Origin of the sequence: Cytobacillus oceanisediminis (assembly GCF_004366035.1) — a bacterium.
Classification (GTDB): Bacteria; Bacillota; Bacilli; order Bacillales; family Cytobacillaceae; genus Cytobacillus; species Cytobacillus oceanisediminis_C.
Window position 1 is genome coordinate 173,529 of the sequence record NZ_SOEE01000007.1, and the last position, 14,147, is coordinate 187,675.

The window sequence follows — 14,147 nt, forward strand, 5'->3', positions numbered from 1 at the left end:
AACACCGTATAGGAACGTTGTCATTTCCACAATTTTGAAAAACCCCATTCAAAAAATTGAACAGCTTATATGATAAAATAATGACAGAGAGAGAGCTTTTTTTAAGGAGGAAAAATATGACCGTACGTTTATTGATAGGCCGGTCCGGAAGCGGTAAAACGGAATACTGCCTAAATGAAATCCGTGATGAACTGCGGCTTAATCCGGATGGAGATCCAATCATTTATTTAGTTCCGGAACAAATGACGTTCCTTTCAGAATATAAATTAATTACCACGCCCGGCCTTGGCGGAATGATACGCAGCCAGGTATATTCCTTCACGCGCCTTGCCTGGAGAATTCTTCAGGAAACAGGAGGAATGAGCAGATATCATCTTAACAGTGTTGGCATCAGCATGCTTATCCGAAAGATCATCGAAGATAAAAAGGATGAGCTGAAGCTTTTTCAGAGGGCTGCAGATAAAAATGGTTTTATTCAGCAAGTTGAACAAATGATGACTGAATTCAAACGTTATTGTGTAGCCCCCGATGAACTGGCTGAAAGGCAGCAGCAGCTGTCAGGAAAAGGGAAATCGAATAAGGCCCTCCAGGACAAGCTTCATGATCTTGAGTTAATCTATAAAAATTTTGAAGAATCTCTTGCCGGCAAATATACAGATTCAGAAGACTACTTCCGCCTTCTTGGTGAAAAAGCCTCCCATTCAGAGTATCTAAAAAATGCCGAGGTTTATATAGATGGCTTTTACAGCTTTACACCACAGGAATATTCGATTGTTGAACAGCTGATGAAGCAGTGTAAAAACGTCACTATTACACTGACACTTGACCAGCCGTTTAAACATAGTGCTACTGAAGAACTTCATTTATTCAGGATGGCGGGAGAAAACTATCAGACAATCAAAGAAATGGCTTCCCGCAACAGACTGGGTATTGAAGAAATGATCCTTACTGAGCAAAAAAGGTGGAGCAGCCCTTCTCTTAGGCATCTTGAGGCGTATTTTGACAGCAGGCCTGCTGAGGCATTTCCAGGGGAAGCAGACATTCACATCGGACAGGCTGTCAATAGGAGGGCTGAGATTGAGGGCGTTGCCAGAAAAATAAATAAGCTTGTTCGCACAGATGGCTATCGCTATCGTGATATTGCAGTACTTGCGAGAAACGGACAGGATTATCATGACATGATTGAAACCGTGTTCCATGACTATGAAATCCCATTTTTTATTGACCAAAAAAGAACTATGCTGAATCATCCACTCGTGGAGTTAATTAGGTCAACTCTTGAAATCATCAATGGGAATTGGCGCTATGAACCGATTTTCAGAGCAGTAAAAACGGAGCTCATATTTCCGTCCAAGTTAAACCCCGGCAAGCTTCGTGAGCAAATGGACAGACTTGAGAACTATGTTCTTGCCTATGGCATTCAAGGGGACAAATGGACGAAGAAAAAAAGATGGATATACAGGAGAATCAGGGGACTGGAGTTTGAAGCGGTTGCCCAGACAGATGCCGAGAAGAAAATAGAAGATGAGTTAAGCGATTTGCGCGAAATGATTACAGGTCCAATATTAAGGCTGCACAGACGCTTGAAAAAAGCTGCTGATGGCCGCGGATATTGTGAAGCATTATTTTTATACCTGGAAGAATTAGATGTGCCTGTGAAAATTGAAAAGTGGAAATCAGCTGAAGAGGAAAAAGGGAACCTTGTTAAATCAAGGGAGCATGGACAAGCATGGAATGCCATTATGGAGCTTCTCGATCAGTATGTAGAAATGCTTGGTGAGGAAGAAGTGACGCTAAAGCGCTTTGCTTCCGTTCTGGATGCCGGTCTGGAGTCACTGCGATTTTCGCTTGTTCCGCCTGCCATCGATCAGGTCATGGCGGCCGATTTGGAAAGGTCAAGGCTAACTGATATTAAAGCTGCCTTTGTCATTGGTCTGAATGAAGGAATAATACCTGCCAAATTCTCAGAGGATGGTGTGCTGGCGGATGACGACAGAGAAATTCTGAACACAAACGGAATGAAACTGGCACCAGGAAGCCGTACTCGACTTCTTGATGAAGAATTTATAGCCTATAAAGCGTTTGTCACTCCATCAGAAAAACTTTTTATCAGTTATCCGCTGGCAAATGAAGAAGGTAAAGCACTTATGCCTTCTCCTTATATTAAGAGATTGGGAGATTTATTCCCCGATTGCAGGCAGCATTCCTTCATGTCGGATCCGGCAGAGCTGCCGGAAACGGAGCAGCTGGAATATGCGGATAATCTGAATACAGCACTTTCGTATTTGACTTCGCAGCTTCAGCTGAAAAAACGCAGTTATCCACTCTATGACCTGTGGTGGGATGTTTATAACTGCTATCTTAACAATGAGCAGTGGAGAAGGCCGGCACTAAAGGTTCTTTCCAGCCTGAATTATGAAAACCGTACACTTCAGCTTGGCGAAGACATCAGTAAAGAATTGTATGGCGATCATATCCAGGCGAGTGTTTCCAGGATGGAATTATTCCATAGCTGTCCATTTTCCCATTTTGCACAGCATGGACTAAGGCTTCGGGAAAGACAGGTATACCGCTTGGAAGCGCCGGATATCGGGGATTTATTCCACGCCGCGTTAAAATTTATCGCAGAAACAGTTATGACTCAGAAGCTATCATGGACAGATATGACAAGGGAACAGTGTGAGATCCTGGCAAAAGAAGCAATTGAAATGCTCGCTCCTAAATTGCAAAATGAAATTCTTTTAAGCTCGAACAGGCATCACTATATTAAGAGAAAGCTTGAGCAAATCATCAGCAGGGCCTCCTATGTTATCAGTGAGCATGCCAAATCAAGCGGATTCTCGCCAGTGGGCCTTGAATTGGGGTTTGGTCCAAAAGGGGAACTTCCTTCGCTTGTTTTTCCTCTTAAAAATGGGACTAAAATGGAGCTTGTCGGAAGAATTGACAGAGTGGACAAGGCTCAGGATACAAACGGGACATTTTTACGGGTAATTGACTATAAATCAAGCTCCAAGGATTTGAATGTCAGTGAGGTTTATTATGGCATTGCTCTCCAGATGCTCACGTATCTGGACATCATTATTGCCCATTCCAATTCTTTGATCGGGACTGAAGCCGATCCTGCAGGAGTCCTTTATTTCCATGTCCATAATCCAATCGTCAGCACTTCAAAAATGCTGACATTAGAGGATATCGAGCAGGAACTTTATAAGAAATTTAAAATGAATGGTCTGCTTCTGGGAGATGAAAATGTCATCAGGTTAATGGACCAGACAATTGAGACAGGTGATTCATCCATAGTCTCAGCCGGATTTAAAAAGGACGGGACACTTTCGAAGCGATCTAAAGTGGCAAGCAAGCAGGAGTTTGATTATTTGCGCCGTTATGTAAGAAAGATGTATAGGAATACTGGCAATATGATAACAGAGGGCGATGTTAAAATTGCCCCATATAAAATGAAGGAAAAAACACCATGTACATTTTGTGCCTATAAATCTGTATGCCAATTTGACGAATCGCTCGAAACCAATGATTACAGGTTATTTGTGCCTAAGCCAAAAGAGGACATGATTGAAATCATCAAGAAGGAGGTGGAGGGCGATGAAAATGGCCATACCGCCTAAGCCGGAAGATGCAACCTGGACAGATGACCAATGGAAAGCAATTATGGCCAAGGGTCAGGATATCCTGGTGGCTGCTGCAGCCGGATCAGGGAAAACGGCTGTTTTGGTTGAAAGGATCATCAATAAGATTATCGCTGATGAAGATCCTATTAATGTCGATGAACTGCTTGTTGTGACCTTCACAAATGCCTCAGCAGCCGAAATGAGGCACAGAATCGGCGAGGCTCTTGAAAAAGCGATTAATGCCGATCCGAAGTCTGCTCACCTCAGAAAGCAGGTAAGCTTATTAAACAGGGCATCCATCTCGACTTTACATTCATTTTGCTTAGAGATGATCCGTAAATATTACTACATGACCGAGATTGATCCCGGATTTCGAATCGCTGATGAAACAGAAGCACAGCTCTTAAGGGATGAAGTACTAGAAGAACTTTTTGAAGAGGAATACGGTAAAGAGGGAAACGAAGCATTCTTTGCACTTGTTGATACTTTTACAAATGACAGAAGTGACACTGCCCTTCAAGATATAATAAGGGACTTATACGATTTTGCCCGCTCCAACCCTTCACCTGATCAATATCTTGATTCAATTGTTGAGATGTATAACGTGGACGGTGTTGACAGTCTTGAACAGCTTCCATTTGTCCGTTTCCTTTTGGCGGATATAGATCTTCAGCTGAAAGGTGCCAAGCAGCTGCTGGAATATGGGCTGGAGCTGACCAAGCTTCCGGGAGGACCTGCTCCGAGAGCAGAAAACTTTGTTGCAGATCTGCATGTTGTCAATACTCTAATCGAAGCGAAAAATGATTCGTGGCCGATGTTATACGAAGCGATGCAATCATGGTCTTTTGGCAGAGCCAAAACGTGTAAGGGCGATGATTATGATGAAGGGCTGGTTGAAAAGGCAAAGAAACTTAGGGACCAGGCAAAGAAAATCATAACCGGCCTGCAGGAAGAACTGTTTTTCCGCAAACAGGAAAGCTTCATGCGTGACATGGCGGAAATGAAGCCCCATATAGAATCGCTTGTTTCGTTAGTTAAAGAATTCTCAATTCGCTTTGACCAGGTTAAAACTGAAAAAGGGCTTGTTGACTTTGCCGATCTTGAGCATTATTGCCTTGAAATTCTTTCATCATCAGATGAAGAGGGCAGGCTTCTGCCATCAGAAGCAGCTCTTGCCTGCAGAAATCAGTTCAAAGAAGTCTTGGTTGATGAGTATCAGGATACAAACATGGTCCAGGAAGCTATTTTGCAGCTGGTAACGGCAGATTCAGAAGAAAATGGGAATCTTTTCATGGTAGGCGATGTAAAGCAGTCGATCTACCGTTTCCGCCTTGCAGAGCCTAATCTGTTTTTGGGTAAGTACACCCGGTTTGGCCGGGACGGAGAAGAGGCAGGGCTTAGAATTGATCTGGCGCGAAATTTCAGAAGCCGTAAAGAAGTCCTCCACGGGACCAACTATATTTTTAAGCAAATTATGGGGACATCTGTCGGTGAAATTGAGTATGATCAGGCAGCAGAGCTTGTTAAAGGAGCTCCTTATTCAGAGAGTCAGGAGCACCCTGTGGAAATAGCCATTATTGATCTTGAAGGAAATGAAAAAAATGAACCTGAGCCTGAATCAGTGGATGAGGGTTTTGACGGCGAAGAGTTAGCCCAGTCACAGCTCGAAGCCAGATTTATGGCGTCGAAAGTAAAAGAAATCATTGGGAATCGGAAAGAAGTTTACAACACAAAGACCCAATCTGGGCGGCCTCCCAAGTATAGGGATATTGTCATCCTGCTTCGTTCCATGACATGGGCTCCGCAAATAATGGAGGAGTTCAAACAGCAGGGAATCCCTGTTTATGCCAATCTCTCCAGCGGCTATTTTGAAGCAACGGAAGTAGCGATTATGATGTCACTTCTAAAAGTGATTGATAATCCGTATCAGGATATTCCGCTGGCATCGGTTCTAAGATCTCCTATTTTGGGGTTGACGGAAGAAGAGCTTGCACAAATCAGAATCCATAATAAAAGAGGATCTTTCTATGAAGCATTGACTTCTTTTTGCCGGAATGACCCAACCCTGGAAACAGAAGAATTATACGAGAAAGTGCGGCCATTTTTCGATCAGCTTAAAGATTGGCGTGTAATGGCGCGCCAGGGATCTCTTTCCGAACTGATTTGGCATCTGTATAGGGAAACCAGATTTTATGATTTCGTCGGCGGCATGCCGGGAGGAAAACAGAGGCAGGCAAACCTTCGAGCATTGTACGACAGAGCAAGACAGTATGAAGCAACATCATTCAGAGGATTATTCCGCTTCTTAAGGTTTATTGAACGAATGCGGGACAGAGGCGATGATCTTGGCGCTGCCCGTGCTTTGGGTGAGCAGGAAGATGTTGTCCGCCTTATGACGATCCACAGCAGCAAAGGGCTGGAATTTCCTTTCGTTTTCATTGCAGGGCTTGCCCGCAATTTTAATACGATGGATCTGAAAAAGCCATACATGCTCGATAAGGAATATGGATTTGCTGCAAAATATGTAAATGCCGAGAAGAGAATTTCTTATCCCTCATTGCCGCAGATTGCCTTTAAACGAAAAAAGAAAATGGAAATGCTTGCTGAAGAAATGCGGGTCCTGTATGTTGCTTTAACAAGGGCGAAGGAAAAGCTTTTTCTGGTTTCGTCCGTCAAGAGTGCAGATAAAAAATTAAATCAGTGGCTGCAGGCTTCGGAGCATAAAGAGTGGCTCCTGAATGAATATGACAGGGCTTCTGCAAACAGTTACCTGGACTGGATTGGTCCATCACTTGTCAGACATAGAGATTGTGAGGCATTGAAGGGGGGAGGGCCGGTTCATCCTCTCGTTCCTGCTGAAATACTTGAACACCCTTCCTGCTGGAATATAACCATAATCAAAAGCGAAGAAGCTGCTGTTCTTATAGAAGAAGCCAATGAGGGCGAAATGGATTTGCTTCAATTGGTTTATGAAGGAAAACCTGTTCCAACTGAATCGGTATATAAGGATAAAGTAGAGGAACAGCTTTTCTGGAAATATTCCTTTAAGCAAGCTGCACAGCACCGTTCTAAACAATCCGTTTCGGAAGTGAAGCGGCAGCGGGAGATTTTTTCTGAAGAAGACAGCGGTACTGAATTAATCCATAAAATCAATAAACCCCTGCTAGGCAGGCCTCGATTCATGCAGGAAAAATCTCTTTCTCCAGCTGAACGGGGTACTGCTATGCATGCTGTCATGCAGCATATAGATTTCAGCAGGCCTTCAACTGTTGAAACGATATCTTCCAAAATGGCTGAGATGGTTCAAAACGAATTGCTGACAGAAGAGCAGCATGCCAGCATTGAGCCGCAGCTGATTGTACAGTTTTTCGAAACTGAACTGGGACAAAGAATCGTTCAGGCTAAATCGGTACGAAGAGAAATTCCATTCAGTTTATCTTTCCCAGCCCGGGAAATCTATACAGATTGGCAGGGAGAAGATGAACCGGTTCTCATCCAGGGGATCGTGGACTGTGTATTTGAAGATGAGCATGGCCTGGTGCTTCTGGATTATAAAACAGATGGAATCAGCGGCCGGTTTAAGGGAGGCTTTGCAGAAGCCAAACCCGTTCTCGAGAACAGGTACAAAGTTCAAATTGATATGTACACCAGAGCACTGGAACAAATATTAAAGAGAGAAGTTAATGAAAGATACCTATTCTTCTTTGATGGGGCTCATACACTTAAGTTATAGGGAAAGCCGGCAAGGGAACTTGCCGGTTTTTTGTGTATTAGCAGGAAGGTATTGCGTGCACTAGCTGAAAAGCCGCGCATAAACAGAGGGATCCCGCGCGCAGACGGAACATCGCCGCACGCAAAAAGGAGAATATACGATTTACTGCCGCTCCAATATAAAGGGCAATTTAAATATAAAGGAGGCTTGCAATGGGAAAAAAGCAAACAGAGGCGGGAACCTGCGAATTATGCCTGCGGGAGGATACTAATATAACAGTCCATCATTTAACCCCGAAAGAAATAGGAGGCACCTTCCTGCCGACCGCGAAATTATGTATACCCTGTCATAAGCAGATTCATGCTTTATATACGAATGCAGAGCTAGCTGTAAGACTAAATTCAATAGAGTTATTGCAGCAGGATGATAAAATCCGAAAATATTTGAAATGGATCAAAAAGCAGCCTTCAACAAAGTTAACGAAAGCCAAAAAGTCCAATGACAGGAAATCAAAAGGACGATAACAAATGAGCTATCGTCCTGAATTTTTGATAATAAATTAGTTATTGCCGACATTTGGCTGATCAACCAGACTGGTATCCAGTACATTGCTGGCACTCAGGCCATTGTTTGTAATGACTAAGCCGCCCGTATTTGCGGCACCCTGTCCGGTCGTTGATTTGGAATTGCTTTTTGGAGAAATATAAAGGGAGTCTCCAAATTGTACAATTCCCCCGCCGACGTTAATGATTTGTACCGGTCCGATTATAGCTGGCATGTAAAACATCCTTTATAAAAAATTTTCATCCTTAAGCTCTGATTACGAATTGCTGTTTTTGGGATAAACCTGCCGGATATGCTTGATTCGGGCTTCCATTGAAATATTTCCACTGTTGCCGATATGAATGACAGATGAGGAGGAAACCCCGATAATATCAATATTCTGAACCCTAATGATCGGATTGAGCTGTGCAGTCTGTATAGTTATATCTTCTTCAATAGGAATTAAAGGAATGGGTTCCCTGAAAACGGGATAGATATTAAAATTCCCTTCCTTCGCGTTATAATACTCCACTTCACGCTGACCGGCAATTGCTCTGGAGAATCCTTTAATAAAACAGGAGTCCCCAATTTCAAATACAGAAGAAAAGGAGAGGGTGTCAATATTAATTCTGTCAACGGATGAAGTTCTTTGCAGCATAGCAGTTTACTCCGGTGTCAGAGGCACAAATGGCCCTATCAGAAGCGATTCAGGGGGTGTATCAAAAGTGGCAGCCAGTTGGATCGTTTGCGTATCTCCCACCATTAAAACAGATGAGCTGGATACCCCCAGCACTCTTATGCTGCCAACACACAAATCTCTGTTATATACCTGATAATTCATTCGTTATTCATCCCTTTCATATTCTCTGGCAAATGCGAGATAAAGGCATGGACTCCATTGTGAATTTCCTTTTTTATAAGCTCAATAATCTCTGCGTTATCATTTTCCTGCCCGGATCGATTTGAAGCCTGCTGTTTAATATAGAAATCAATCCTGTTAGGCAGCTGCTTTTTGATATCTTCTTTGATAAACGCAATATAGGAATCATCCACACTGACATTTAACTTCTTCTGAACAGAAGAAGTAATTTCAGGAAGTTCCCGTTCTAAATATTGATAGATGGCATCTTCAATTTCCATCGTTCTCTTCATTTGGTTCTTAGGCGAAATAGGTGCATTGATGTTTTTGTTATCTACGGCAAAATCTTCAATATTTTGCAGCTCAGAAGGATTTAAGCCAATATTTAAAGTGCCTTCAAGAGACTCAACCTTAAGCTGGTCGAATTTATATTCAATCCGATCAACCTGCATCGGAGGACGGCTTTTCAGAACTTCATTCTCTTCCTGAAGTTTTCTGACCGCTGCTTCCAGGCTGCGTATTCGTTTTTCCTGTGCCTCCACAAAAGCATGCAATTGCTGAAGATAGGTATTTAATTGCTGGTTCAAGCGCACCACCTCGCTTTATTAAAAATGAACTTATCGTTTCTGCTCCCTGGTCAGGGGTACAGATGGCCCCAGGAAAACACTCCCCCCTGCTGGCCCCGCCGGCGTTGGCAATTCCGCTTCAGGTGCAGGCTCAGTAAAGCCGCCAGTGTTATATAAATAAGAGGCCGGCTTTATAATGCCTGCACTTCCAATCTGCATGACGGAAGAGTTTGTAATCCCGCCGATCTTTATTAAATTAATATGAATGGATTGCTGTATATAAAAATTCATATGATCACCCGTTTTAAGCATTGAAATAATTGCCCTGATCCACGCCATCACAATCATAAGTGTTTGTTGTGCTCCGGTGATTGTAAACATTCAGGCCATCCCCAGTGTTAAACGATCCAGCGCCTGAAAAGGTCTTAGCGTTAGAAACAGGCATGATTTTATAAACATCCCCAATATTGAAGACAGAACTGCTTCCGATTGATATGACCTGTGCGACTCCGACAATAGCTGGCATACATAAACACCCTTTAAAATGATTTCTTGTATATCGTATGTGCCTAATAGCTGATTGTGATTAATTAGCCCAAATATCTGAATTACACTTTAATAAGAATGTCTGCAAATGTTATATAACAGACAAAATACAGGTGAAACTGTCATAATTTTTATGATAATATAAAAAATATAGAATTAACTAAATTTTCAGTGAGGTGGCCATAAGATGAATGTTCCATTAATAGTAACGCAGTTTTTAGATCGTGCTGTGTCTCTTTACGGTTCTAAAAAAGCCATTTTTGCAGATGATCGAGTTTTTACATATGAGGAATTGAACACGAGAGTTAATCAGCTCTCCCATGGATTAAAAGCTTCAGGGATTGAAAAAGGGGACAGGGTAGCTTATCTTGCACCAAATTCCGTCGAAATGCTGGAGGGGTTTTATGGTATTTTTCAGCTGGGTGGAATCATGGTCCCTTTAAATATACGGCTTAAGCCGGAAGATTATCTGTTTATATTAAACCACAGTGAATCCAAAATTCTATTTGTCGACCAGGACCTTTACCATCTTATACTTCCTGTGAAGGATCAGCTTAAGACGGTTGAAAAGATCATCGTTCATTATAAAGAGGAAAAAACAATAGAAACCGATTATGATTCATGGCTCAGCAGCCAGGACAGCAGTCCATATCAGAGGGAAGTCCTCGATGAAAATGATGTGTGCAGCCTTCTATATACCAGCGGTACAACAGGCAATCCAAAAGGTGTCATGCTGACCCATCGCAACAATTACCTGCATGCATTGTCAACTATGCATCATTTGAGGGTAAGCGATCAGGATGTATTGCTTCATGTCCTTCCGATGTTCCATGTGAATGGATGGGGCTCTCCTTTTTATTACACGGCAAATGGCGCTTCTCAGGTGTGTATAAGAAAAGCGACTCCGGAAAAGATTTTTGATGAACTGCAAAAACATAAAGTATCCGTCATGCATATGGCTCCTACAGTCCTGAATTCGCTGATGCAGCATTATGAACAATTTGTTCCGGCTGTTGAACAAGATGTCAGAGTTGTTATAGCTGGCTCCGCCCCGCCGCCAGCTTTTGTAACAAGAGTAGAAAAGGAGCTTGGGTGGGAGTTCATACAGGTATATGGAATGACTGAATCATCTCCATTAAGCACTGTTTCGACGATTCGGTCTCATCTTAAAGAACTGCCCCTTGCTCAGCAGTATCGGATGAAAGCAAAGGCAGGCCACCAGATGATAGGCTGTGAAGTCAGGGTAATTAATGAACAGGGGGAAGAAGTAGTCCATAATGGCATGGAAATCGGTGAAGTCGTTGTCCGCAGCAACGGAGTGATGAAGGGCTATTGGAAAAATGAAGAGGCAACAATGGAAGCTATTCGAGGCGGATGGCTTCATACCGGTGATATGGCGAATGTAGATGAATACGGCAATATCGATATCGTAGACCGTAAAAAGGATATCATAATCAGCGGCGGTGAAAACATATCATCAATCGAAATTGAAGGGGCTTTATACGAGCATCCTGCCATACTGGAAGCAGCCGTTATAGCTGTACCTCATGAAAAGTGGGGGGAAACGCCACACGCGTTCGTCGTTCTGCGAAATGGGAAAACACTGACTGAAGAGGAAATTATCAGTTTTACCAGGCAGAAACTTGCCCACTTTAAAGCTGTAACAGGAGTGACTTTTGTAGAAGAGTTGCCGAAAACAGCTTCGGGGAAAATTCAAAAAATCCATCTTCGGAATGATTACTGGGAGTTGAAAGGGAAAACAGGCCGTTTTGTTAATTAACTGAAAGCCGGGACTTCAGCATTTGCTGGGTCCTTTTTTACAAAAAGAAAGTTGGAATGCTGATATCTGTCTAGCATAAGCAGCCTGCCCCCTTAGTCAGCGTTCCTTCGTGAGCAATGCGCTTCCGCATTTCTTTTCTGGACAATTAGAAACCTGCTCTCTATCATTAAGGTTAGATTTTCTTTCAAAAAGAAGGAGGCGTTTTATGGACAGGCAAGTCAGTCCGGTCCTGGAGAAGGATCGGATCATTTCGCTTGATATTATGAGGGGATTTGCCATCCTCGGGATTTTTCTAGTTAATATGCTTTCTTTCCATTCGCCATATCTATATATTGATCCTTTAGAATGGTGGGACAGTCCGGCAGATAAAGCCGCCTATGCCTTTATTGATATCTTTGTGCAGGCCAGCTTTTACCCATTGTTTTCCATGCTGTTCGGTTATGGATTAGTCATTCTTAGGGAGAGTGCACTGGCGAAAGGCCTTGGATTTGGAGGAATGGCTGCAAGGAGATTTTCCCTTCTGCTGCTGATAGGCATCATTCACGCTTTTCTCATATGGCATGGGGATATTCTAATTAATTATGCAATCTTTGGCTTTATGTTTTTACTGTTTGTAAAAATGTCCGGAAGAAATATGCTTTTAACCGGAATATTGCTTTACATCATTCCCAATCTGATATTTGCCCTTTTGTTATTTGCTACAGTTCTGTTTGTTCCTGCTGATGAGCTATCAATCTATGATCCTGCAGCTGCATTAGCTTCTTTACAGGCCTATCAAAATGGAAGCTTTACTGAGGTTACCGCACAGCGGGCAGAGGACTGGTCAGGAGTTAATAATCTTGCTTCACTGCCTATCATGATTGCCTCTATCTTTCCTTTATTTTTAATAGGGGGAGGAGCTGCCAAGCTGAAATGGCTGGAAGAACCGGAAAAAAACAGGGCATTCTTCACGAAAATTATGCTGGTCTCTTTGGCTGCAGGGGTATTGTTCAAATTGCTGCCTTACTTGTTGGAAAGCAATCTGGGACTGGATTACGTGCAGGATATATTTGGAGGTCCGCTGCTTGCTATTGCTTATGGTTTAGGAATAGCAGTAATGATAAAAAATGGCCAGGGACCTGGATTCCTGCTGCCGCTCTCATATGTTGGGAAACTTTCGCTCTCAAATTATCTTTTCCAGTCCATTATCTCGACTTTTATATTTTATAGTTATGGATTAGGTTTCTATGGAAAGGTATCTGCTTTTTGGGGGACTCTTCTGGTTATTTTCATTTTCGCTTTTCAGGTTATAATCAGCCGCTTCTGGACTGCCCGCTATTATTATGGACCGGTTGAATGGCTCTGGAGGAGCTTCACCTATTTCAAAATCCCTAATTGGAAGAGAAAGGGTTAATATTTGGATTCATTTATAAATAGTCCAAAAATTTGAAAATTTATATTATACTAAAAAAGTGAATAATAAAATGAGGTGATGGGAATGAAGTTTGTTACTTTTAAGGATAGCAGCGGAAGTGTGGCAGGTTTATTGGACGACACCGGCACAAAGGTTGTTCCGCTAAATGCAGCTTTAGAAAAAATGGAAGGCAAAAGTGATTTGCCAGCGACTTTGAAGGAATGTATTGCCTTAGGAGATAAGTTCATTGAGAAGGTACATAGTTTAAAAGACTGGCTAAGCAGCAATCCTGGCAGGGAAGAACTCTTTCGGCCGCTCGCTTCTGTCGCATTGGAAGCCCCGATTCCCCGTCCCGATAAGAATATCTTTTGTGTAGGCAAGAATTATGCCGAGCATGCAATTGAGATGGGAAGCAAAGAAGACATTCCTGAGCACATAATGGTCTTTACAAAATCTCCAACAACGGTAATTGGCCATAATGAAACGGTATTAAATCATCATAATGTTACAGCAGAGCTGGATTATGAAGGAGAGCTTGCCGTTGTAATCGGAAAAAAAGGACGGGCTATCCCAAAAGAAGAAGCATTCGAACACATCTTTGGCTATACGATTATTAATGATGTGACAGCAAGGGATCTGCAGGCACGCCATAAGCAATTTTTTATCGGTAAAAGCCTGGATGCCACATGCCCGATGGGTCCTTGGATCGTCCATTCAACTGCTGTTGAAAACCCGAATCAGCTTGATATTCAAACAAAGGTAAACGGAGAATTGAGACAAAGTTCAAATACTGAAAACTTTATCTTTCCAATCGAAGAAATCATCTCGGTCCTGTCAAAAGGCATGACCCTTGAACCAGGAGATATTATTGCTACTGGAACTCCTGCAGGTGTAGGCAAAGGCTTTAAGCCTCCACGCTTTCTTCACCCGGGAGATAAAGTGGAAATTACAATTGAAAAAATAGGAACTCTAACAAATTTTATAGAAAAATAAAAAGGTGGCCTGTGTACAAAATCACAGGCCATTACGTATTAATTTATATCTTAAGAGTGTCAATGAGAAATATCACATATTGCCTTAAATAGTTCACAAAGTTGTCCTTAAATGATCTTTGCAGCACCA

Annotated in this window: 12 protein-coding genes; 6 read left to right on the top strand and 6 right to left on the bottom strand. The window is 42.5% G+C overall.

The window, feature by feature from the left end:
• Window positions 1-116: 116 nt before the first annotated feature.
• From addB to DFO72_RS18480, 3 genes are all read left to right on the top strand, one after another.
• Window positions 117-3,623: a helicase-exonuclease AddAB subunit AddB gene (addB, locus tag DFO72_RS18470; RefSeq protein WP_113883397.1), complete on the top strand. Its 3,507-nt coding sequence runs from the start codon at window positions 117-119 to the stop codon at window positions 3,621-3,623.
• Window positions 3,601-7,359 carry a helicase-exonuclease AddAB subunit AddA gene (gene addA / locus DFO72_RS18475; protein WP_113883396.1) on the top strand — a complete coding sequence of 1,253 codons (3,759 nt, stop codon included), beginning with the start codon at window positions 3,601-3,603 and terminating at the stop codon, window positions 7,357-7,359. The genes addB and addA overlap by 23 nt, the downstream gene beginning before the upstream one ends.
• A gap of 191 nt (window positions 7,360-7,550) precedes the next feature.
• Window positions 7,551-7,862 (top strand): HNH endonuclease, encoded by a 312-nt coding sequence (locus tag DFO72_RS18480; RefSeq protein WP_113883395.1) that lies wholly within the window; start codon window positions 7,551-7,553, stop codon window positions 7,860-7,862.
• A gap of 35 nt (window positions 7,863-7,897) precedes the next feature.
• Here DFO72_RS18480 and DFO72_RS18485 read toward each other — a convergent pair whose 3' ends face one another.
• The 6 genes from DFO72_RS18485 to DFO72_RS18510 are packed head-to-tail and all read right to left on the bottom strand — an operon-like array spanning window position 7,898 to window position 9,832.
• Window positions 7,898-8,116: a spore germination protein gene (locus DFO72_RS18485; protein WP_009331287.1), complete on the bottom strand. Its 219-nt coding sequence runs from the start codon at window positions 8,114-8,116 to the stop codon at window positions 7,898-7,900.
• 42 nt (window positions 8,117-8,158) lie between these two features.
• The gene (locus DFO72_RS18490; RefSeq protein ID WP_113883394.1) at window positions 8,159-8,539 is read right to left on the bottom strand and encodes a spore germination protein GerPE; all 381 of its coding nucleotides are present in this window, start codon (window positions 8,537-8,539) and stop codon (window positions 8,159-8,161) included.
• Window positions 8,540-8,545: 6 nt separating this feature from the next.
• Window positions 8,546-8,722, bottom strand: a complete 177-nt coding sequence (locus tag DFO72_RS18495) for a germination protein GerPD (RefSeq protein WP_009331284.1) — start codon at window positions 8,720-8,722, stop codon at window positions 8,546-8,548.
• Entirely contained in the window at window positions 8,719-9,327 is a 609-nt protein-coding gene (gene gerPC, locus DFO72_RS18500; protein ID WP_113883393.1) for a spore germination protein GerPC, read from the bottom strand. The genes DFO72_RS18495 and gerPC overlap by 4 nt, the downstream gene beginning before the upstream one ends.
• Before the next feature lie 30 nt (window positions 9,328-9,357).
• Window positions 9,358-9,597, bottom strand: a complete 240-nt coding sequence (locus DFO72_RS18505) for a spore germination protein GerPB (protein ID WP_113883559.1) — start codon at window positions 9,595-9,597, stop codon at window positions 9,358-9,360.
• 13 nt (window positions 9,598-9,610) lie between these two features.
• The gene (locus tag DFO72_RS18510) at window positions 9,611-9,832 is read right to left on the bottom strand and encodes a spore germination protein (RefSeq protein ID WP_009331280.1); all 222 of its coding nucleotides are present in this window, start codon (window positions 9,830-9,832) and stop codon (window positions 9,611-9,613) included.
• A gap of 207 nt (window positions 9,833-10,039) precedes the next feature.
• Between DFO72_RS18510 and DFO72_RS18515 the strand changes: the two genes are divergently transcribed.
• From DFO72_RS18515 to DFO72_RS18525, 3 genes are all read left to right on the top strand, one after another.
• On the top strand, window positions 10,040-11,632 hold the full coding sequence (locus DFO72_RS18515) for a long-chain-fatty-acid--CoA ligase (protein ID WP_113883392.1): 1,593 nt from the start codon (window positions 10,040-10,042) through the stop codon (window positions 11,630-11,632).
• 205 nt (window positions 11,633-11,837) lie between these two features.
• Window positions 11,838-13,025 carry a DUF418 domain-containing protein gene (locus DFO72_RS18520; RefSeq protein ID WP_113883391.1) on the top strand — a complete coding sequence of 396 codons (1,188 nt, stop codon included), beginning with the start codon at window positions 11,838-11,840 and terminating at the stop codon, window positions 13,023-13,025.
• An 84-nt stretch (window positions 13,026-13,109) separates the two neighbouring features.
• On the top strand, window positions 13,110-14,018 hold the full coding sequence (locus DFO72_RS18525) for a fumarylacetoacetate hydrolase family protein (protein ID WP_113883390.1): 909 nt from the start codon (window positions 13,110-13,112) through the stop codon (window positions 14,016-14,018).
• Window positions 14,019-14,147: the final 129 nt, after the last annotated feature.